17 protein-coding genes and 2 pseudogenes are annotated in these 21,039 nt (G+C 51.4%); 14 read left to right on the top strand and 5 right to left on the bottom strand.

Annotated features, from left to right (window positions below):
* Positions 1–41: 41 nt before the first annotated feature.
* Positions 42–2,231, bottom strand: a pseudogene (gene fhuE, locus ACUU1I_RS02005) (ferric-rhodotorulic acid/ferric-coprogen receptor FhuE).
* 333 nt (positions 2,232–2,564) lie between these two features.
* Here fhuE and hinT point away from each other — a divergent pair.
* The 8 genes from hinT to ACUU1I_RS01965 all read left to right on the top strand — a co-directional run bounded on the left by hinT (position 2,565) and on the right by ACUU1I_RS01965 (position 8,837).
* The gene (gene hinT, locus ACUU1I_RS02000; RefSeq protein ID WP_000807125.1) at positions 2,565–2,924 is read left to right on the top strand and encodes a purine nucleoside phosphoramidase; all 360 of its coding nucleotides are present in this window, start codon (positions 2,565–2,567) and stop codon (positions 2,922–2,924) included.
* Positions 2,925–2,926: 2 nt separating this feature from the next.
* Positions 2,927–3,304 (top strand): YcfL family protein, encoded by a 378-nt coding sequence (locus ACUU1I_RS01995; protein ID WP_001225297.1) that lies wholly within the window; start codon positions 2,927–2,929, stop codon positions 3,302–3,304.
* A 14-nt stretch (positions 3,305–3,318) separates the two neighbouring features.
* The gene (gene lpoB, locus ACUU1I_RS01990; protein ID WP_000164451.1) at positions 3,319–3,960 is read left to right on the top strand and encodes a penicillin-binding protein activator LpoB; all 642 of its coding nucleotides are present in this window, start codon (positions 3,319–3,321) and stop codon (positions 3,958–3,960) included.
* Positions 3,941–4,765 carry a thiamine kinase gene (gene thiK, locus ACUU1I_RS01985; RefSeq protein ID WP_001116580.1) on the top strand — a complete coding sequence of 275 codons (825 nt, stop codon included), beginning with the start codon at positions 3,941–3,943 and terminating at the stop codon, positions 4,763–4,765. Before lpoB ends, thiK begins: the two co-directional genes overlap by 20 nt.
* A 10-nt stretch (positions 4,766–4,775) precedes the next feature.
* The gene (gene nagZ, locus ACUU1I_RS01980) at positions 4,776–5,801 is read left to right on the top strand and encodes a beta-N-acetylhexosaminidase (RefSeq protein WP_000529300.1); all 1,026 of its coding nucleotides are present in this window, start codon (positions 4,776–4,778) and stop codon (positions 5,799–5,801) included.
* 22 nt (positions 5,802–5,823) lie between these two features.
* Positions 5,824–6,366, top strand: a complete 543-nt coding sequence (ycfP, locus tag ACUU1I_RS01975; RefSeq protein ID WP_000587933.1) for an alpha/beta hydrolase YcfP — start codon at positions 5,824–5,826, stop codon at positions 6,364–6,366.
* Positions 6,367–6,766: 400 nt separating this feature from the next.
* Entirely contained in the window at positions 6,767–8,071 is a 1,305-nt protein-coding gene (ndh, locus tag ACUU1I_RS01970) for an NADH-quinone dehydrogenase (protein WP_005048063.1), read from the top strand.
* A 226-nt stretch (positions 8,072–8,297) separates the two neighbouring features.
* Positions 8,298–8,837 (top strand): glycine zipper 2TM domain-containing protein, encoded by a 540-nt coding sequence (locus tag ACUU1I_RS01965; protein ID WP_001043459.1) that lies wholly within the window; start codon positions 8,298–8,300, stop codon positions 8,835–8,837.
* Positions 8,838–8,898: 61 nt separating this feature from the next.
* Here the strand turns inward: ACUU1I_RS01965 and comR are convergent, their stop codons facing one another.
* Complete coding sequence (comR, locus tag ACUU1I_RS01960; RefSeq protein ID WP_000179805.1) at positions 8,899–9,531, bottom strand: TetR family copper-responsive transcriptional repressor ComR; 633 nt, start codon at positions 9,529–9,531, stop codon at positions 8,899–8,901.
* 240 nt (positions 9,532–9,771) lie between these two features.
* On the opposite strand from comR, the gene bhsA reads away from it, so the two are divergent.
* Positions 9,772–10,029, top strand: a complete 258-nt coding sequence (gene bhsA, locus ACUU1I_RS01955) for a multiple stress resistance protein BhsA (RefSeq protein WP_000800146.1) — start codon at positions 9,772–9,774, stop codon at positions 10,027–10,029.
* Positions 10,030–10,111: 82 nt separating this feature from the next.
* Here the strand turns inward: bhsA and ldtC are convergent.
* The 3 genes and pseudogenes from ldtC to ACUU1I_RS01940 form a co-directional block, all read right to left on the bottom strand.
* Positions 10,112–11,074, bottom strand: a pseudogene (gene ldtC, locus ACUU1I_RS01950) (L,D-transpeptidase LdtC).
* Positions 11,075–11,216: 142 nt separating this feature from the next.
* Positions 11,217–14,663: a transcription-repair coupling factor gene (gene mfd, locus ACUU1I_RS01945; RefSeq protein ID WP_005067803.1), complete on the bottom strand. Its 3,447-nt coding sequence runs from the start codon at positions 14,661–14,663 to the stop codon at positions 11,217–11,219.
* A gap of 127 nt (positions 14,664–14,790) precedes the next feature.
* A complete protein-coding gene (locus tag ACUU1I_RS01940; RefSeq protein WP_000810299.1) occupies positions 14,791–15,837 on the bottom strand; it encodes an acyltransferase family protein in 1,047 nt (348 codons plus the stop codon).
* A 261-nt stretch (positions 15,838–16,098) separates the two neighbouring features.
* Between ACUU1I_RS01940 and lolC the strand changes: the two genes are divergently transcribed.
* From lolC to cobB, 5 genes are read left to right on the top strand one after another with little or no spacing between them, the layout of a single operon-like run.
* A complete protein-coding gene (gene lolC / locus ACUU1I_RS01935; protein WP_005067807.1) occupies positions 16,099–17,298 on the top strand; it encodes a lipoprotein-releasing ABC transporter permease subunit LolC in 1,200 nt (399 codons plus the stop codon).
* Positions 17,291–17,992 (top strand): lipoprotein-releasing ABC transporter ATP-binding protein LolD, encoded by a 702-nt coding sequence (lolD, locus tag ACUU1I_RS01930; protein WP_001033695.1) that lies wholly within the window; start codon positions 17,291–17,293, stop codon positions 17,990–17,992. Before lolC ends, lolD begins: the two co-directional genes overlap by 8 nt.
* A complete protein-coding gene (lolE, locus tag ACUU1I_RS01925; protein ID WP_001251390.1) occupies positions 17,992–19,236 on the top strand; it encodes a lipoprotein-releasing ABC transporter permease subunit LolE in 1,245 nt (414 codons plus the stop codon). The genes lolD and lolE overlap by 1 nt, the downstream gene beginning before the upstream one ends.
* Positions 19,237–19,264: 28 nt before the next feature.
* The gene (gene nagK / locus ACUU1I_RS01920) at positions 19,265–20,176 is read left to right on the top strand and encodes an N-acetylglucosamine kinase (protein ID WP_000291256.1); all 912 of its coding nucleotides are present in this window, start codon (positions 19,265–19,267) and stop codon (positions 20,174–20,176) included.
* Positions 20,177–20,191: 15 nt separating this feature from the next.
* Positions 20,192–21,013, top strand: coding sequence for a Sir2 family NAD+-dependent deacetylase (gene cobB, locus ACUU1I_RS01915; protein WP_000952731.1), 822 nt, complete (start codon positions 20,192–20,194; stop codon positions 21,011–21,013).
* Positions 21,014–21,039 lie beyond the last annotated feature (26 nt).

Genomic DNA, 21,039 nt, shown 5'->3' with positions numbered 1-21,039 from the left:
GACTAAGGCAGCCAGATGGCTGCCTTTTTTACAGGTGTTATTCAGAATTGATACGTGCCGGTAATGCTGAAATTACGCGGTGCGCCGTAGACGATAGAACCTTCCATGTTGGTATCGTAGGTTTTGTCGAACAGGTTATTGACGTTCCCCTGTAACGAGAAGTTTTTCGTCACCTGGTAGCGGGTGAAGAGATCCACCAGCGCGTAGCTACCTTGCTCGGCGCGGAAGGTGCCATACGGTGTCACGGTGTCGGTATACACGCGATTTTGCCAGTTAACACCACCGCCGACTGTCAACTCTGGCATGACAGGCAACCGATAGCTGGTGAACATTTTAACCGTGGTGCGTGGCAGATTAGGATTAACGGCGTTTCCTTCGTTATCCTCTGCAAGATAGCGCGTTGCGCCAAATGTCAGCTGCCAGTTGTCGGTAATTGCGCCGTTGAGTTCAAATTCCACCCCTTTACTGACTGTCCCATCCACCGCTTTATAGGCGGTTTCGCCGTTGCTGCCGGGGATAGGTGTACCGGTGGACTGAGCGACATTATCCTGCTCAATACGGAAGATGGCTAACGTGGTGGTCAGACGGCTATTCATCCAGTCCGATTTCAGACCCAGCTCGTAGTTGTTACCGGTGATTGGAGCCAGATATTTGCCTGAACTGTCACGATCATTTTGCGGCTGGAAAATAGAGGTATAGCTGGCGTAGGTCGACCAGTTGTCATTGATGTCAAACACCAGACCAGCGTAAGGCGTGGTGTGGTTTTTCTCCATGCTGTAAGTCAGCGTATCAACCCGCCAGTTGGTATAACGTGCGCCGAGGATCAGATGCAGCGGATCGGCAAGGGTGACACGAGTGGCAGCATATAACGATTTCATATGTGTGGTATCGTCCTGCGCCAGGCTCTGTGGTGACCAGTCGGTTTGTGGGAAATTGCCATTAAAGTTGTAGAAACTGCCAATTTCATCCGGGAAGATGTTGGCCCATGAACTGAAGTAACGATTGTTTTGTTTGCTGTAACTGCCACCAAACATTAGATTGTGCTGACGACCAAACAATTCATAACTACCGTCAGCGAACAAATCCAGCGCATCAACTTTACGTTTGCCACTGTTCCAACCGGTGCCGCCGACATGATCAAAGCCAGGTCCATAATTACTGTATGGCCCAACCAGCATACCATCCGCTTTGTTTACATAGGCATCGACATACATCATTTTGCTGTCAAATTCGACTTCAGAGTGGGTGGCATTCAGTGTCGCTTGCCAGGTATCAGCAAACCGCTGCTTCAGGGTCATAAAGACCTTGTTGATCTCTTTATCGTTGTACGCCCAGTCAGGTGCGGTACTGCGTGCGCGATCGTAACTGTTGCTGCTGCCATCAGTATTCCAGCGCGGTAAACCGCCCTAGGTTGGGCTATTAACATCAATGCGCTGATATTCGTAACCGGCTGAAAGCGTCGTAAGATCGCCTAAATCAGCATCGACAATGCCCGAGAAGAAGGTCTTTTCACTATTGTAGCGGTCCAGCCATGAGTCGTTATTCTGGTAGCCGCCGACAATTCGCGCGCGGATTTTACCGTCTTCGGTGAGTGGGCTTTGTAAATCCGCCACATACCGTTCTTTGTTCCAGCTACCGTATTCCGCCGAGACATCGCCTTTAAATTCACGACTGGTCGCGTGTTTTCGAACCATATTAATTGCCGCAGATGGATTACCCGTCCCGGTCATGAGTCCTGTCGCGCCACGCACTACTTCTACGCGTTCAAACAGTGCCATATCAGAAAGTGCGTCGCCCAGATTCCAGCGCGATTCAAAATAGGTGGGGATACCATCAACCATATAGTTATCGATCTGGAATCCGCGGGAATAATAAAGAGCACGATCGGAATCCGCCTGACTTTTGCTGATCCCCAGCGTGTTTTCCATCACTTCGCCCAGCGTTTGTAACTGCTGATCTTCCATCCGCTGCTGGCTAACAATAGTGACCGACTGAGGAATATCACGTTGAGTCATCTGCATTTTGGTACCCGCAGAGGTAGACGTTACGCTGTAATCATTTTCGCCATCATCTGGAGCTGTGGCTGAACCCTCAACAATCACCGTTTCTTCAGTGGCTGGTGCAGCAAAAGCGGCAGAAGGTAATAGTGCCAGTGCTATGCAACCGGCAAGTAGTGACGGTTTGGTGATGGCTTGATATTGATTATCCCTGTTAAATTGTGTTGAAAGCATTTGAAATCTCTTGGTTTATGTTGTCGTCAGGCTCATGCCGGAGGAGGGTGATGAGCGGTTATATTTAGTGTGCGAATAATTTTGCTTGCAAATGCAAATGAGAAATATACGCATTCATATTTGTCGTGTAAACCAAACAGAGAATGTCTTTTCAGCGCATTCGCAGGCAGAAATGGGAATAATGGCGATATATACGGCAGCAAAACGATTTTTTGCTTAAGAAATCGTGAGTTAAGGTTGAAAGAGCAGGTTTAACTCGACCATACTCTATACTCGCAGTGTGGCGCGGCGTAGCATGGCGCAACGCATGGCTATTTGAAAAAGGAAAATGTCGTGGCAGAAGAAACTATATTCAGCAAAATTATTCGTCGTGAGATCCCCTCCGATATCGTCTACCAGGATGATCTGGTAACGGCGTTTCGCGATATTTCGCCGCAAGCGCCAACGCATATTCTGATCATTCCGAATATCCTCATTCCGACTGTGAACGACGTGTCAGCTGAGCATGAGCAGGCGCTGGGACGCATGATCACCGTAGCGGCAAAAATTGCTGAGCAAGAAGGTATTGCCGAAGATGGCTATCGTCTGATCATGAATACCAACCGCCATGGCGGACAAGAGGTTTACCACATCCATATGCACTTGTTGGGTGGCCGTCCGCTGGGACCAATGCTGGCGCATAAAGGTCTGTAACGATGAGAAAAGGATGCTTTGGGCTGGTGTCTCTGGTGTTGTTACTGCTGGTGGGCTGTCGTTCACATCCGGAAATTCCGGTGAATGATGAGCAATCGCTGGTGATGGAGTCATCTTTATTGGCTGCGGGCATCAGTGCAGAAAAGCCCGTCCTTTCGACGTCTGATATTCAACCTTCAGCATCCTCAACGCTTTATAACGAAAGGCAAGAACCCGTTACCGTTCATTATCGTTTTTACTGGTATGACGCCAGAGGGCTGGAGATGCATCCTCTGGAAAGGCCACGCAGCGTTACCATTCCCGCACATTCGGCGGTAACGCTGTACGGCAGCGCCAATTTTCTGGGGGCGCACAAAGTCAGACTTTATCTATATTTGTAAAGGGGTGAATCTTGATGACAAAAATGAGTCGCTACGCCTTGATTACCGCGCTGGCGATGTTTCTCGCCGGGTGTGTGGGGCAACGTGAACCTGCACCGGTAGAAGAAGTGAAACCAGCGCCGGAACAACCAGCCGAGCCACAACAGCCTGTCCCCACAGTGCCCTCGGTGCCGACGATCCCGCAGCAGCCAGGCCCAATTGAGCACGAAGATCGAACGGCACCGCCTGCGCCGCATATTCGCCATTATGACTGGAATGGCGCAATGCAGCCGATGGTCAGTAAGATGCTTGGGGCTGACGGGGTGACTGCGGGTAGCGTCCTGCTGGTTGATAGCGTTAACAACCGTACTAACGGTTCGCTGAATGCCGCAGAAGCGACCGAAACGCTGCGAAATGCGCTGGCTAATAACGGGAAATTTACCCTGGTTTCCGCCCAGCAACTGTCGATGGCTAAGCAACAGTTAGGTTTGTCGCCGCAGGACAGTTTAGGCACCCGTAGTAAAGCCATAGGCATTGCCCGCAATGTCGGCGCTCATTACGTGCTGTACTCCAGCGCCTCTGGCAACGTTAACGCTCCGACCCTACAAATGCAGCTGATGCTGGTGCAGACGGGCGAAATTATCTGGTCAGGTAAAGGTGCCGTTTCGCAGCAATAATCCCATCACGCGCGACGAATTGCTGTCGCGCTTTTTCCCGCAGTTTCATCCCGTCACGACGTTTAATAGTGGGCTTAGTGGCGGTAGTTTTCTCATTGAACATCAGGGCCAGCGTTTTGTTGTGCGTCAGCCGCACGATCCTGATGCGCCGCAGTCCGCGTTCTTGCGCCAGTATCGGGCTTTATCACAACTACCCGCAAGCATTGCACCGAAGCCGCATTTATATCTCCGTGACTGGATGGTAGTCGACTATCTGCCCGGCGCGGTAAAAACGTATTTGCCGGATACCAACGAACTGGCAGGCTTGCTGTATTATCTACATCAACAACCACGTTTTGGCTGGCGAATAACGCTGTTGCCCTTACTGGAACTGTACTGGCAGCAAAGCGATCCGGCGCGGCGGACTGTGGGTTGGCTGCGAATGTTAAAACGTCTGCGCAAAGCGCGGGAACCACGACCTTTACGCTTAAGTCCATTGCATATGGATGTCCACGCCGGAAATTTAGTGCATAGCGCATCAGGGTTAAAACTCATCGACTGGGAGTATGCTGGAGATGGTGATATCGCGCTGGAACTGGCGGCGGTGTGGGTGGAAAATACTGAACAGCACCGGCAATTGGTCAATGACTATGCCACTCGCGCGAAGATTTATCCGGCGCAATTATGGCGTCAGGTCAGGCGATGGTTTCCCTGGCTGCTGATGCTCAAAGGAGGGTGGTTTGAGTACCGCTGGCGACAAACCGGCGATCAACAATTTATCAGGCTGGCCGATGACACCTGGCGGCAGCTATTAATAAAACAATAAGGAGAGCAGTGTGGGTCCAGTAATGTTGGATGTCGAAGGTTACGAACTGGACGCGGAAGAGCGTGAAATACTGGCGCATCCGCTGGTGGGAGGGCTGATTCTCTTTACGCGTAACTATCATGATCCTGCCCAGTTACGTGAACTGGTGCGCCAGATCCGCGCAGCATCGCGCAATCATCTGGTGGTGGCGGTAGATCAGGAAGGTGGACGCGTGCAGCGTTTTCGCGAAGGTTTTACCCGCTTACCGGCAGCACAATCCTTTGCTGCGCTGTTGGGAATGGAAGAGGGCGGCAAACTGGCGCAAGAGGCGGGTTGGCTGATGGCCAGCGAAATGATCGCTATGGATATTGATATCAGCTTTGCGCCAGTGCTGGATGTCGGGCATATCAGCGCGGCGATTGGCGAGCGTTCTTATCATGCCGATCCACAAAAAGCCCTGGCAATTGCCAGCCGGTTTATTGATGGTATGCATGAAGCCGGAATGAAAACGACCGGGAAACACTTCCCAGGACACGGTGCAGTAACGGCAGACTCACACAAAGAAACACCGTGCGATCCACGTCCACAAGCGGAGATTCGCGCTAAAGATATGTCGGTCTTCAGTTCCTTAATCCGCGAAAATAAACTCGACGCCATTATGCCTGCGCATGTGATCTACAGTGATGTTGATCCGCGTCCGGCGAGCGGTTCTCCCTACTGGCTGAAAACCGTTTTGCGTCAGGAACTGGGTTTTGACGGCGTGATTTTCTCTGACGATTTATCGATGGAAGGTGCCGCGATTATGGGCAGTTATGCCGAACGCGGGCAGGCATCACTGGATGCGGGTTGCGATATGATCCTGGTCTGCAATAATCGTAAAGGGGCCGTCAGCGTGTTAGATAATCTGTCACCGATCAAGGCAGAACGTGTTACACGTTTGTATCATAAAGGTTCATTTTCGCGACAGGAACTGATGGACTCGGCTCGCTGGAAAGCGATCAGCACCCGTCTGAATCAGTTACATGAACGCTGGCAGGAAGAGAAAGCAGGTCACTAACCCTGGCTTATGTGAGGAAGCGATGATTATCTATTTACACGGTTTTGACTCTAACAGTCCGGGTAACCACGAGAAAGTCTTACAATTGCAGTTTATTGACCCGGATGTACGCTTGATAAGCTACAGTACGCGGCATCCGAAACATGATATGCAGCATCTGCTTAAAGAAGTGGACAAAATGTTGCAACTGAACGTTGACGAGCGTCCGCTAATTTGCGGCGTTGGCCTGGGCGGATACTGGGCGGAACGGATTGGTTTTCTTTGCGATATCCGCCAGGTGATCTTCAACCCTAATTTGTTCCCTTATGAGAACATGGAAGGCAAGATTGATCGCCCGGAAGAGTATGCCGATATTGCCACTAAGTGTGTGACCAACTTCCGCGAGAAGAATCGCGATCGTTGTCTGGTTATTTTGTCGCGTAATGATGAAGCACTTAACAGCCAGCGGACATCTGAAGAGTTGCATCATTATTACGAGATTGTCTGGGACGAAGAGCAGACGCACAAATTCAAGAATATCTCCCCGCATTTACAGCGCATTAAAGCGTTCAAAACCCTCGGGTAAATGCCCTCGTCGCATCAGGTAACCTTGCCGGTACCTGATGCGCTCCGAATTCTGTAAGTCGGATAAGGCGTCCACGCCGCATCCGACAGTCGAGCATCAATGCCTGATGCGATGCTGCGCATCTTATCAGGACGACCAAACGCCCTCGATATACGCTTCACCCTATATTACTCTTCCGAATTTGCTCAAATAATAAACGCTATTTTTTGATCTCCCCCGGTAAAGTTGCCTATCTTTTAAGCAACAAAACTTGATTAACATCAATTTTGGTATGACCAATGCACCATTCATGTTATTCTCAATAGCGAAGAACATTTTCATTGCTGTAACCTGTTGTTAATTAAGAGCTATGTTAATAACCATTAATTAACAATTGGTTAATAAATTTAAGGGGGTCACGTTGACTACGCCATTGAAAAAGATTGTGATTGTCGGCGGCGGTGCTGGTGGGCTGGAAATGGCAACACAGCTGGGGCATAAGCTGGGACGTAAGAAAAAAGCCAAAATTACGCTGGTCGATCGTAACCACAGCCACCTGTGGAAACCACTGCTGCACGAAGTGGCGACTGGCTCGCTTGATGAAGGCGTCGATGCGTTGAGCTATCTGGCCCATGCGCGCAATCATGGTTTCCAGTTCCAGTTGGGTTCCGTCATTGATATTGATCGTGAAGCGAAAACAATCACTATTGCAGAACTACGCGACGAGAAAGGTGAACTGTTGGTTCCGGAACGTAAAATCGCCTATGACACCCTGGTCATGGCGCTGGGTAGCACCTCTAACGATTTCAATACGCCAGGCGTCAAAGAGAACTGCATTTTCCTCGATAACCCGCACCAGGCGCGTCGCTTCCACCAGGAGATGCTGAATCTGTTCCTGAAATACTCTGCCAACCTGGGCGCAAATGGCAAAGTGAACATTGCGATTGTCGGCGGCGGCGCGACGGGTGTAGAACTCTCCGCTGAATTGCACAACGCGATCAAGCAACTGCACAGCTACGGTTACAAAGGCCTGACCAACGAAGCCCTGAACGTAACGCTGGTAGAAGCGGGAGAACGTATTTTGCCTGCATTACCGCCACGTATCTCTGCTGCGGCCCACAACGAGCTAACGAAACTTGGCGTTCGCGTGCTGACGCAAACCATGGTCACCAGTGCTGATGAAGGCGGCCTGCACACTAAAGATGGCGAATATATTGAGGCTGATCTGATGGTATGGGCAGCCGGGATCAAAGCGCCAGACTTCCTGAAAGATATCGGTGGTCTTGAAACTAACCGTATCAACCAGCTGGTGGTGGAACCGACGCTGCAAACCACTCGCGATCCAGACATTTACGCTATTGGCGACTGCGCGTCATGCCCGCGTCCGGAAGGGGGCTTTGTTCCGCCGCGTGCTCAGGCTGCACACCAGATGGCGACTTGCGCAATGAACAACATTCTGGCGCAGATGAACGGTAAGCCGCTGAAAAATTATCAGTATAAAGATCATGGTTCGCTGGTATCGCTGTCGAACTTCTCCACCGTTGGTAGCCTGATGGGTAACCTGACGCGCGGCTCAATGATGATTGAAGGACGAATTGCGCGCTTTGTATATATCTCGCTATACCGAATGCATCAGATTGCGCTGCATGGTTACTTTAAAACCGGATTAATGATGCTGGTGGGGAGTATTAACCGCGTTATCCGTCCGCGTTTGAAGTTGCATTAATCGACGTACACTGGCTGATGTGGCATAAACGCCTTATCCGCCCTGGACAAATGGTACGAGCGGTAGGCCTGATAAGACGCGTTAAGCGTCGCATCAGGCATTCCTTCAGACTCCTCCGAATCCTTAAGTATTTCCAGTCATTCCCGCGCTTTTCATCTTCTGTCTGATAGCTGCTTTTCTCCTTCGCTTGCATGATTGGCATAACTGCAAAGAAGGAGGTGTTCCCGTGAATAAATCAATGTTGGCGGGTATCGGGATTGGTGTCGCAGCTGCGTTGGGCGTAGCGGCAGTGGCCAGTCTGAACGTGTTTGAACGGGGCCCGCAATACGCTCAGGTTGTTTCTGCAACCCCAATCAAGGAAACGGTTAAAACACCGCGTCAGGAGTGTCGCAACGTCACAGTGACCCATCGTCGACCGGTGCAGGATGAAAATCGCATTACCGGGTCGGTGCTCGGCGCTGTTGCTGGTGGCGTGATAGGGCATCAGTTTGGTGGTGGTCGCGGTAAAGATGTCGCCACTGTTGTGGGGGCGCTGGGTGGTGGATATGCCGGTAACCAGATCCAGGGCTCTCTCCAGGAAAGCGATACTTACACGACTACGCAACAGCGTTGTAAAACGGTGTATGACAAGTCAGAAAAAATGCTCGGTTATGATGTGACCTATAAGATTGGCGATCAGCAGGGCAAAATCCGCATGGACCGCGATCCGGGTACGCAGATCCCGCTAGATAGTAACGGGCAACTGATTTTGAATAACAAAGTATAACAAGGCTGTACTCTGCAATTTGGCCCCTCATTCGCTCAGGCTGAGGGGCTTTTTTTGCGACTTATTTCACCAGTTCGGGCCATAAACGCAAAGTCGTTCCGGCAATCTGCATCAGTTTTTCCAGCGATGCACCTTCGCGTGCGCTGATCGACATCCCCTGAATAATACAATTAAGGAATTCTGCCAGATGTGTCACGTCACAGTGGGTCGGGATTTCCCCGCGCGCTTGTCGTTGACATAAAAACTGCTGCAAAGTGCGCTCTTGCATCGCATGGCGTGATTTCAACGTATTGGCGATATCTCCTGAATCTGGGGAGAGGGTGGTGCAGTTGTTGATCATGAAGCAGCCTGCCGGGGTGTCTTTGCTGGTAAAGCAGTTGGCGATGGCAGCAAAATAGTCAGCCAGCGCAGACTCCACGCTTTTCTCTTCACAAAACAGCTGTGCTTCATGCTTAGCGGCAAAACGATCGATATAGCGGTCGAGAACGGCACGAAATAACCCCTCTTTGTTGGTAAATTCCGCGTATAGCGTGGGCGCTTTGGCTCCGGTCGCTTCGACGAGGTCCGCAAGAGAAGTCGCTTCATAACCGTGTTGCCAGAACAATTTCATGGCCTTATCAAGCGCGGCATCCCTGTCGAACACTTTTGGGCGGCCACGGCTTTTTTTTACACATTGTGTTGAGTCAGTTGCCATGATGCCGTTGTACCTGGTGACTGTGAATGAAAGGTTATTATAAAAATAATCACCTCCGTTCACCAGTCCAGATCCCATAAAAATAATTGCTTTCTATTTGACTGAAATTTAAAGATTTTTAAATTAATTAATGATTGTTATAAAAAATATCTTGTATGTGATCCAGATCACATCTATCATTTAGTTATCGATCGTTAAGTAATTTCTTGCGACGTCATTCATCTGCATAAGGCCACTATTATGAAAAACGTAAAAACCCTCATCGCTGCGGCGATTTTAAGCTCCATGTCATTTGCCAACTTTGCGGCTGTCGAAGTTCAGTCAACGCCAGAAGGCCAACAAAAAGTCGGTACTATCAGTGCTAACGCGGGGACAAATCTGGGATCGCTGGAAGAGCAGCTGGCGCAAAAAGCGGATGAGATGGGCGCAAAATCTTTCCGTATTACTTCTGTAACCGGTCCGAATACCCTCCATGGAACAGCAGTAATTTATAAATAAGCATTAACCCTCATTAATGCCTGCTACTGCTGATTTTTTCCCCGCGACATGCCGTGTCGCGGGGATTTTTTTTATCCAGGATTTACAGAGTTTGTGGGCTCACTTGATGACGGCGGACATCCACCGGCATCCCGGAACGGACATCCATCACATGTTGCATCACTTCAGCGTCAGTTTGTGCTGCATCTTTAAATGATTGCATTGCGCTATTCAGCGTAATTGGCAGCAGCTGCGGATCGTCATCAATCTTCTCTGACAGCGGCTGATGTACTTCAACCAGACGCGCACCGTTTGGTTCGGCAGAGACTTTTATCGGAGTGTTGATGATATTCACTTTGGTGCCTGGGGTGACCTAGCTAAAGAGTGTTTTGATATCGTCATCCCGCAGACGAATACAGCCAGAACTTACCCGCATGCCAATGCCGAAATCGGCGTTCGTACCGTGAAGCAAATAAACGCCGCCATAGGCCGCCAGACGAATCGCATGATGGCCCATTGGGTTATCCGGTCCAGCCGGCACTACCGCAGGCAACTCAATTCCCTGTGCTTTATAACGGGCGCGGATGTTTGCCGTTGGCGTCCAGGTTGGGTTTGCACGTTTGTCTGAAACGGTGGTCACCATTGTCGGTGTCAGCGTGTCACCACCTAACTGACCAATACCTATTGGATACACGGTTACCGAATTTTTACCCGGCGGGTAGTAATAGAGACGCAGCTCCGCAATGTTGATCACAATGCCTTCGCGCGGCGCGTCTGGAAGTAGGGTTGGCAACGGGATCGTTAACACGCTGCCCGCGCGCGGTACGTAAGGATCAACGCCGGGGTTAGCCTGTAACAGAGCGAGAAAGCCGACGTTATATTTTTTGGCGATGGCTTCCAGAGAACCACCGTCATTTTCCACCACATGAAATTTGTTTTCGCCAACCAGACGACTGCTCGCTGGCGGCAGCGGCCAGGTGTTGGCTTTTGCCGGTAGCGCCAGCGCCACGGCAGCGGCGAACGTAAAAAACGTTAGCCAGCGAGAAAAACGCGTTTTGATCATCACCAAAAATCCATAATAAATATAAGGTTATTGTAATAAACAGATAAGCCTGAATTATGGATGGTGACAGTGTCGGATAGTGCAGGAAAGTGCAAAGAATTTGTAAATGTTGCAGATGGGGGCGCAGAAACGCCCCCGATTTACATTAAGCGATCGCGTTCTCTTCCAGTTCACGCATAAACTGGCGTACCCATTCGATACGCGTTTTCCGCTCACTCAAATCCTGAATAAATTTCAGGCGCGTCGGACCATCAAGGCGGTAATGCTGCGGCTGTTTTTGCAGCAAACCAATCAACCAGGCCGGATTAACGTGATTCTTCTCGGCAAATTCGATCATCCCGCCTTTCTCATTACCTTCCAGCTTCCTGATCCCCAGTTTCTGCGCTTGCTGGCGCAGACGGGCAATATCCAGCAGGGTACGCGCCGGATCTGGCAGCAGGCCGAAGCGATCGATAAGCTCGACTTTGATCTCTTCCAGTTCGTTTTCCGTTTTGGCGCTGGCAATACGTTTGTAGAACGACAGACGCGTGTTCACGTCAGGGATGAAATCATCTGGCAATAGCGACGGCATCCGCAGCTCGACTTCTGTTTGCTGGCTGGTGAGATCTTCCAGCGACGGCTCGCGTCCGGCTTTCAGTGCATCGACGGCGTTTTCCAGCAACTCCATATACAGCGAGAAACCGATGGTTTCCATTGAGCCGCTTTGTTCTTCGCCAAGCAGTTCACCCGCGCCGCGAATCTCCAGATCGTGCGTTGCCAGCGCAAAACCTGCCCCGAGATCTTCCAGCGAGGCAATCGCTTCAAGACGTTTTTGTGCATCGGTAGTCATCGCTTTTGGATGCGGCGTCAGCAGCCATGCATATGCCTGATGATGTGAACGTCCGACGCGACCGCGTAACTGGTGCAGCTGCGCCAGACCGAAGTGATCCGCACGTTCAATGATAATGGTGTTGGCTGTCGGGATGTCGATCCCGGTTTCGATAATGGTGGTACAAACCAGCACGTTGAAACGTTGATGATGGAAATCATTCATCACCCGTTCCAGTTCGCGCTCGCGCATCTGCCCGTGACCGATGGCAATCCGTGCTTCAGGCACCAGTTCTGCCAGCCGTTCGGCGGCTTTCTGAATGTTTTCCACATCATTGTAGAGATAATAAACCTGTCCTCCGCGCAAAATTTCACGCAGGATCGCCTCCCGGACCACCAGGCTGTCATACTCACGGACAAAGGTTTTAACTGCCAGACGACGGGCGGGCGGCGTGGCGATAATCGACAGGTCACGCATTCCGCTCATTGCCATATTCAGCGTACGTGGGATCGGCGTTGCAGTAAGCGTCAGAATATCCACGTTCGCGCGCATCGCTTTAATGCGCTCTTTATGACGCACCCCGAAGCGGTGTTCTTCATCGACAATCAGCAGGCCTAAATCTTTAAACTTGACGTCACTTTGCAGCAGTTTGTGCGTACCGATCAGAATATCGATTTTCCCTTCCGCCACTTCCGCAAGGATTTGCGTCTGCTCTTTGGCGCTGCGGAAACGGGAGATCATTTCGATACGTACCGGCCAGTTGGCGAAACGGTCGCGGAAGTTGTCGTAATGCTGCTGCGCAAGAAGGGTGGTAGGCACCAACACCGCTACCTGCTTGTGGTTATCTACTGCCAGGAAAGCGGCGCGCATCGCCACTTCTGTTTTACCAAAGCCAACATCGCCGCACACCAGACGATCCATTGCCAGCGGCTGACACATGTCGTTAAGTACCGCATTAATGGCCTGCGCCTGATCCGGCGTGGTTTCAAACGGGAAGCTGTCGCAGAACAACTGATACTGCTCACGATCGTGTTTAAACGCGAAGCCCTCTTTGGCGGCGCGTTGCGCGTAGATATCCAGCAATTCCGCCGCCACATCACGCACTTTTTCCGCCGCTTTCTGCCGCGCGCGTGACCACGCATCGCCGCCAAGTTTATGCAGCGGGGCGTTTTCTTCCGCGCCACCTGCGTAACGGCTAATCAGATGCAGTGACGACACCGGAACATACAGTTTGGCGTCGTTGGCATAGGTGAGCATCAGGTACTCGCCAGTAATGCCGCCAGCTTCCAGCGTGGTCATTCCGGCATAGCGACCGACGCCGTGCTCCAGATGGACCACCGGCTGACCAATATGCAGCTCCGCAAGGTTACGGATCAGTGTATCGGGGTTGATGGTGCGGCGAGAATCCTGACGACGGCGGGCAACACGTTCACCGAGCAGATCGCTTTCGCAGATCAGCGCCAGATTACGCACCTTATCGACAAAACCATGTTCGGCAGCGCCAATCATCAGATAACGCCCACGGTCGCTGGCTTCATCAAGACGCATAATGCGTTGCGGAGCAATTTTAATTCGTGCGAGCAGTTCACCCAGCGCTTCACGGCGACCTTCACTTTCTACCGAGAACACCACCGGACCGTCGAAAGTCTCGAGGAACTTACGCAGCGCATCCAGCGGCGCTTTTTGTTGCGCCTGAACGGCCAGGTCTGGCAGTTTCTGGAAACCTAAATTGGCATTCGCGGCTTTTGTCGGTAAATGTTCAGTTTTTAGCTGCACTCGGGGCCAGTTTTTCAGCTCTGAGAAGAGCTCGTCCACCCGCAGCCAGAGCGATTGTGGTGGCAACAGCGGGCGCATCGGATCGACGCCGCGATTCTCAAAACGCGCCAGCGTGTCAGCCTGGAAACGTTCGGCACTGGTTTCCAGATCGCCAGTATTCACGAGCAAGGTATTGGCAGGGAAATAACTGAACAGCGGCGGCAGTGGTTCGCTGAAGAACAATGGCTGCCAGTACTCGATCCCGGCAGGTAATGTGCCTTTACTCACTTGCTGGTAAATATGTTCCGGATCGCGCTTCACTTCGAAGGTATCGCGCCACTGGCTGCGGAACAGTTCAATTGCCGCTTTATCGGTCGGAAATTCGTGTGCGGGCAGCAGATTGATCGCTTCTACTTCCTCCAGCGTGCGCTGGCTGTCGACGTCAAACACCCGCAGGCTGTCGATTTCATCATCAAAGAAATCAAGACGATAAGGCAGCTCACTCCCCATCGGGAAGAGATCCAGCAACGCGCCGCGCGTGGCGTATTCGCCGTGCTCCATCACCTGGTCAACATAGCGATAACCGGCGCTGTCCAGTTGGGTTCGTAATGCATCTCGTGACAGGCGCTGACCTTTTTTCATCACCAGCGCATGACCGTGGAGAAAACTGTGTGGGCAAACGCGCTGCATAAGCGTATTCACCGGAACAATCAGTACGCCACGCTGCATCGTCGGTAGCTGGTAAAGGGTGGAAAGGCGCGAGGAGATAATGTCCTGATGAGGCGAAAAACTGTCGTAGGGAAGAGTTTCCCAGTCCGCCAGATTCATCACCATCTGATCGGTGAACTGGCTGATTTCATCATGCAAACGCAGAGCATTTTGCATATCTGGTGCAATGAGTACCACCGGACCGGCGTGACGTTCGGCAATTTCCGCTACCAGCGTTGCACAGGCTGCGCCGGTTAACTCGCCCAGCAGACGCTGCTCACCCGCTTTGACGGGCAGCGTATAACGATATTGTTCAGGCATAACGGTTGTCAGATTCTCGTTAGGATATGCCTCAACATATGGGGGCATATCTCTGATAAGCAATGCTGTTCATTATCCGTAATCGACATGGTTTAGCAAATTGAATCGCCCCGGCTGGGGTGATGGTTTAACGAGAGTAACTGACGGCAGCGGGCAGTGAAGGCGGGGAGAACAACAGATCGCTGAATGCACGCTGTGAAAGTTTTCTTACCAGCAAGCCCGCAACAGTACAGATGAACAAACTGACAAAGGGATAAACCAGCAGGAGTGTCAGTTCGACTTGCGGCGACCAGCGTGCTGCGTTCATTTGCGCAAGCAGAGTTAAGCTGAATATTTCAACCAGAATGCGATGGGTGGTGTAGATAGCAATGGTGTTGGAGCCAATCACATTCAGCAGGCTGGTGGAGCGCATACCGAATCGTTGCTCGTACTGATAAAACAGCTTCATGATCACCACAATCGATACCAGCGACAACAGCAGCGAGATAGTAAACAACCAGGCACCGACCGCCAGAACGGTAAGCAAAGAAGCCATCAGCAGATGGCGGCGCAACGGCACCTCTTTAACACAGGTCATTATTGTTGCGCCAAACCATGCGCCAAGGCTGTAATAAGGCAAATTGCGTATCACACTGTTCATTCCCCACCACGGCGTGGGAACGAAATTAACCGCCACACTCAGCAGTACAAACAAGGCGAATAGTGGCAGCGCCAGACGGCTAAAAATTTTACATACCACGAAATAGACAATTAACGCATACAGATACCACAAGCTGGTGCTGGCGGTGATCATCCCGTGCAGGAACTCACCGGTGGAATCGGCATAAGCGGCATTGGAGGCATTGCTTAAATCGCGCTCAGGTGCCAGCCACTGCACCACGCCCCAAAGCGCCAGCACCCAGAAGATGTTCCAGATCCGTTTATCGAGACAATTTCCCCACGGTACGCTGTCGATATAGCGGCGAATCAAATAGCCGGATATAAAGAAAAAAACCGGCATACGAAAGGGGGCAAGGTAAAGATTGAAATAGATCCAGCATTTGCTCAGGACTTCCGATAACGGATGCTGAAAAGTGGTCATATGCGGATAAAAGGTAATGACCGAGTGATAAATCACCACCAGACAAATACATAACCCTTTGATCTGGTTAATCCATAGCTCTTTTTGTTTCATCAGAACAACACGCTCTTTTTTAATTTACATGCGGTTGATCCTGCTGGTTATGACCCGAGGTGTAATGGGTATCTGTCTGTATTGGATGATTTTTCAGATTAAGATCAGGCGGCAAGATTGATGATAAAACATGGCAATTTAGCCGATTGATTTACGGGGGCTTTTCAGATTAGCCCTGACGATCACTTACAGTTCAGACGTTTACCCATCTTGCTTTCGCTTATATACTCGTGTCTTTGCTACAGCAACCAGACGGATTTCATGTACCAACCTGTCGCTCTATTTATTGGCTTGCGTTACATGCGTGGGCGTGCAGCGGATCGCTTCGGTCGTTTCGTCTCCTGGCTTTCTACCATCGGCATTACCCTCGGGGTGATGGCGCTGGTCACAGTATTGTCAGTGATGAACGGCTTTGAGCGCGAGCTGCAAAACAACATCCTTGGCCTGATGCCACAGGCAATTCTCTCTTCTGAGCATGGCTCTCTTAACCCGCAGCAACTCCCGGAAACGGCAGTCAAACTGGACGGCGTTAATCGCGTCGCACCTATTACTACCGGTGATGTGGTACTGCAAAGCGCGCGCAGCGTGGCGGTCGGGGTGATGCTCGGTATCGACCCGGCGCAAAAAGATCCACTAACGCCGTATCTGGTCAATGTGAAACAAACTGACCTCGAGCCGGGGAAATATAATGTCATCCTCGGCGAACAACTTGCCTCACAGTTGGGCGTCAATCGCGGTGATCAAATCCGCGTGATGGTGCCATCTGCCAGCCAGTTCACGCCGATGGGGCGTATTCCAAGTCAGCGCCTGTTCAATGTGATTGGCACTTTCGCCGCCAACAGTGAAGTCGATGGCTATGAAATGCTGGTGAATATTGAGGATGCCTCGCGTCTGATGCGTTATCCGGCAGCCAATATTACCGGCTGGCGTTTGTGGCTGGATGAGCCGCTGAAAGTTGACTCTTTAAGTCAGCAAAAACTGCCTGAAGGCAGCAAATGGCAGGACTGGCGTGACCGTAAAGGCGAGCTGTTCCAGGCCGTACGCATGGAAAAAAATATGATGGGCTTACTGCTGAGCCTGATTGTCGCTGTTGCGGCGTTTAACATTATTACCTCGCTGGGGCTGATGGTGATGGAGAAGCAGGGCGAAGTCGCGATCCTGCAAACGCAAGGCTTAACTCCGCGACAAATCATGATGGTCTTTATGGTGCAAGGGGCCAGCGCCGGGATTATCGGTGCAATCCTCGGAGCGGCGCTTGGCGCACTGCTTGCCAGCCAGTTAAATAATCTGATGCCGATAATCGGCGTCCTGCTTGATGGCGCGGCGCTGCCGGTGGCTATCGAACCTTTACAGGTCATTGTTATTGCGCTGGTGGCGATGGCTATCGCGCTGCTGTCTACGCTTTACCCTTCATGGCGCGCTGCCGCCACACAACCCGCTGAGGCTTTACGTTATGAATAAGATCCTGTTGCAATGCGACAACCTGTGCAAACGCTATCAGGAAGGCAGTGTGCAAACCGATGTGCTGCACAATGTCAGTTTCAGCGTGGGCGAAGGTGAAATGATGGCAATTGTCGGTAGCTCTGGTTCCGGTAAAAGTACCTTGCTGCACCTGTTAGGCGGGCTGGATACGCCAACCTCCGGCGATGTGATCTTTAACGGTCAGCCGATGAGCAAACTGTCTTCAGCGGCGAAAGCAGAACTGCGCAACCAGAAGCTGGGCTTTATTTATCAGTTTCACCACCTGCTGCCGGATTTTACTGCCCTGGAAAACGTGGCTATGCCACTGCTGATTGGCAAGAAAAAGCCCGCTGAAATCAACAGCCGTGCACTGGAGATGTTAAAAGCGGTGGGGCTGGAGCATCGTGCGAATCACCGCCCATCTGAACTTTCTGGCGGCGAACGCCAGCGTGTAGCGATTGCCCGTGCGCTGGTCAATAATCCGCGTCTGGTACTGGCGGATGAACCTACCGGTAACCTCGATGCGCGTAACGCCGACAGCATCTTCCAGTTGCTTGGAGAGTTGAATCGCTTGCAGGGCACCGCTTTCCTGGTGGTCACTCACGACCTGCAACTGGCGAAACGTATGAGCCGCCAACTGGAAATGCGTGATGGACGTCTGACGGCGGAACTGAGCCTGATGGGGGCGGAGTAATGGCGATGCCTTTATCGTTATTGATTGGCCTGCGTTTTAGTCGCGGACGGCGACGCGGCGGCATGGTGTCGCTAATCTCTGTCATTTCTACCATTGGCATTGCCCTCGGCGTGGCGGTATTGATCGTCGGCTTAAGCGCGATGAACGGCTTTGAACGCGAACTGAATAACCGCATTCTGGCGGTGGTGCCGCATGGCGAAATCGAAGCGGTAAATCAGCCATGGACTAACTGGCAGGAAGCACTGGATAACGTGCAGAAAGTGCCGGGTATTGCCGCCGCTGCGCCGTATATCAATTTCACCGGTCTGGTGGAAAGTGGAGCGAATCTGCGCGCAATCCAGGTGAAGGGCGTTAACCCACAACAGGAACAGCGTCTGAGCGCATTACCCTCGTTTGTTCAGGGGGATGCGTGGCGCAATTTTAAAGCGGGCGAACAGCAAATTATCATCGGCAAAGGCGTGGCGGATGCGCTGAAAGTGAAGCAGGGCGATTGGGTGTCGATCATGATCCCCAACTCGAATCCCGAGCATAAACTGATGCAGCCAAAACGTGTGCGTTTGCACATTGCCGGTATTTTGCAGTTGAGTGGTCAACTCGATCACAGTTTTGCCATGATCCCGCTGGCGGATGCCCAACAATATCTTGATATGGGTTCCAGCGTGTCAGGTATTGCCCTTAAAATGACGGATGTTTTCAACGCCAATAAGCTGGTACGCGATGCGGGTGAAGTGACCAACAGCTATGTTTATATTAAAAGTTGGATTGGTACTTACGGCTATATGTATCGCGATATCCAGATGATCCGCGCCATTATGTATCTGGCGATGGTACTGGTGATTGGCGTGGCCTGTTTCAACATCGTCTCCACCTTAGTGATGGCGGTGAAAGACAAGAGTGGCGATATCGCAGTATTAAGAACGCTGGGGGCGAAAGATGGTTTAATTCGCGCCATCTTTGTCTGGTATGGATTGCTGGCAGGGCTGTTCGGCAGCCTGTGTGGGGTGGTTATCGGCGTAGTTGTTTCACTGCAACTTACCCCGATTATTGAGTGGATTGAAAAGCTGATCGGTCATCAGTTCCTCTCCAGCGATATCTATTTTATTGACTTCCTGCCATCGGAATTGCACTGGCTGGACGTCTTCTACGTACTGGTCACAGCATTGTTGCTGAGTCTTTTGGCAAGTTGGTATCCGGCGCGGCGCGCCAGTAATATTGACCCTGCGCGAGTCCTTAGCGGCCAGTAAAGGCAGTACATTAAAACAAGGAGCGGCAATGTATTACGGGTTTGATATTGGTGGAACAAAAATTGCGCTTGGCGTGTTTGATAGCGGTCGGCAGTTGCAGTGGGAAAAGCGGGTGCCGACACCGCGTGACAGCTATGACGCATTTTTAGATGCAGTGTGTGAGCTGGTAGCTGAAGCTGACCAACGTTTTGGCTGTAAAGGTTCTGTCGGCATCGGTATTCCGGGAATGCCGGAAACAGAAGATGGTAAGCTGTATGCCGCTAATGTCCCCGCTGCCAGCGGCAAACCGCTGCGTGCCGACCTGAGCGCACGTCTTGATCGCGATGTACGCCTTGATAACGATGCCAACTGTTTTGCCCTTTCAGAAGCCTGGGAGGATGAATTTACGCAATATCCACTGGTGATGGGGTTAATTCTCGGCACCGGCGTTGGCGGCGGGCTGGTTTTCAACGGCAAACCGATTACTGGTAAAAGCTACATTACCGGCGAGTTTGGCCATATGCGTCTGCCGGTTGATGCGTTAACCATGATGGGGTTGGATTTCCCGTTACGCCGCTGCGGCTGTGGTCAGCATGGCTGCATTGAAAATTATCTGTCTGGTCGCGGTTTTGCGTGGCTGTATCAACACTATTATCATCAACCGTTGCAGGCTCCCGAAATTATTGCGCTTTATGATCAAGGCGATGAGCAGGCAAGGGCGCACGTTGAGCGTTATCTGGATTTATTAGCGGTTTCTCTGGGAAATATCCTGACCATTGTTGACCCTGACCTGGTCGTCATTGGTGGTGGCTTATCGAATTTCCCGGCAATCACAACGCAACTGGCGGACAGGTTGCCTTGTCATCTCTTACCTGTAGCTCGTGTTCCGCGCATTGAACGCGCGCGCCACGGTGATGCGGGAGGAATGCGTGGTGCGGCCTTCCTACATCTAACCGATTAAACAACAGAGGTTGCTATGCTGTCGCGTCGGGGTCATCGGTTAAGTCGTTTTCGTAAAAATAAACGTCGCCTGCGCGAGCGTTTGCGTCAGCGTATTTTTTTCAGAGATAAAGTGGTGCCGGAAGCAATGGAAAAACCAAGAGTACTCGTACTGACAGGGGCAGGAATTTCTGCGGAATCAGGTATTCGTACCTTTCGCGCCGCAGATGGCCTGTGGGAAGAACATCGGGTTGAAGATGTGGCAACGCCGGAAGGTTTCGATCGCGATCCTGAACTGGTGCAAGCGTTTTATAACGCCCGTCGTCGACAGCTGCAGCAGCCAGAAATTCAGCCTAACGCCGCGCATCTTGCGCTGGCTAAACTGCAAGACGCTCTCGGCGATCGCTTTTTGCTGGTAACGCAGAATATAGACAACCTGCATGAACGCGCAGGTAATACCAATGTCATTCATATGCATGGGGAATTGCTGAAAGTTCGTTGTTCGCAAAGTGGTCAGGTTCTCGACTGGACCGGAGACGTTACGCCAGAAGATAAATGCCATTGTTGCCACTTCCCGGCACCCTTGCGTCCGCACGTCGTTTGGTTTGGCGAAATGCCACTCGGCATGGATGAAATTTATATGGCGTTGTCGATGGCGGATGTCTTTATTGCCATTGGTACTTCCGGGCATGTCTATCCGGCTGCTGGGTTTGTACACGAAGCCAAACTACATGGTGCTCACACCGTTGAACTGAATCTTGAACCGAGTCAGGTTGGTAATGAATTTGCCGAGAAATATTACGGCCCGGCAAGCCAGGTGGTGCCAGAATTTGTTGAAAAGTTGCTGGAGGGATTATAAAGCAGGAAGCATTGCCTGATGCGCTA

It is taken from the genome of Shigella sp. SIG3 (assembly GCF_053555855.1).
This window is presented reverse-complemented; position numbering and strand designations above follow the sequence as displayed.

What these genes read in the sequence shown, in the direction of transcription:
- ACUU1I_RS01995 (WP_001225297.1), top strand. Translation starts at nt 2,927, where the DNA reads ATGAGAAAAGGATGCTTTGGGCTGGTGTCTCTGGTGTTGTTACTGCTG.
- lpoB (WP_000164451.1), top strand. Translation starts at nt 3,319, where the DNA reads ATGACAAAAATGAGTCGCTACGCCTTGATTACCGCGCTGGCGATGTTT.
- ycfP (WP_000587933.1), top strand. Translation starts at nt 5,824, where the DNA reads ATGATTATCTATTTACACGGTTTTGACTCTAACAGTCCGGGTAACCAC.
- comR (WP_000179805.1), bottom strand. Translation starts at nt 9,531, where the DNA reads ATGGCAACTGACTCAACACAATGTGTAAAAAAAAGCCGTGGCCGCCCA.
- bhsA (WP_000800146.1), top strand. Translation starts at nt 9,772, where the DNA reads ATGAAAAACGTAAAAACCCTCATCGCTGCGGCGATTTTAAGCTCCATG.
- mfd (WP_005067803.1), bottom strand. Translation starts at nt 14,663, where the DNA reads ATGCCTGAACAATATCGTTATACGCTGCCCGTCAAAGCGGGTGAGCAG.
- ACUU1I_RS01940 (WP_000810299.1), bottom strand. Translation starts at nt 15,837, where the DNA reads ATGAAACAAAAAGAGCTATGGATTAACCAGATCAAAGGGTTATGTATT.
- lolC (WP_005067807.1), top strand. Translation starts at nt 16,099, where the DNA reads ATGTACCAACCTGTCGCTCTATTTATTGGCTTGCGTTACATGCGTGGG.
- lolD (WP_001033695.1), top strand. Translation starts at nt 17,291, where the DNA reads ATGAATAAGATCCTGTTGCAATGCGACAACCTGTGCAAACGCTATCAG.
- lolE (WP_001251390.1), top strand. Translation starts at nt 17,992, where the DNA reads ATGGCGATGCCTTTATCGTTATTGATTGGCCTGCGTTTTAGTCGCGGA.
- nagK (WP_000291256.1), top strand. Translation starts at nt 19,265, where the DNA reads ATGTATTACGGGTTTGATATTGGTGGAACAAAAATTGCGCTTGGCGTG.
- cobB (WP_000952731.1), top strand. Translation starts at nt 20,192, where the DNA reads ATGCTGTCGCGTCGGGGTCATCGGTTAAGTCGTTTTCGTAAAAATAAA.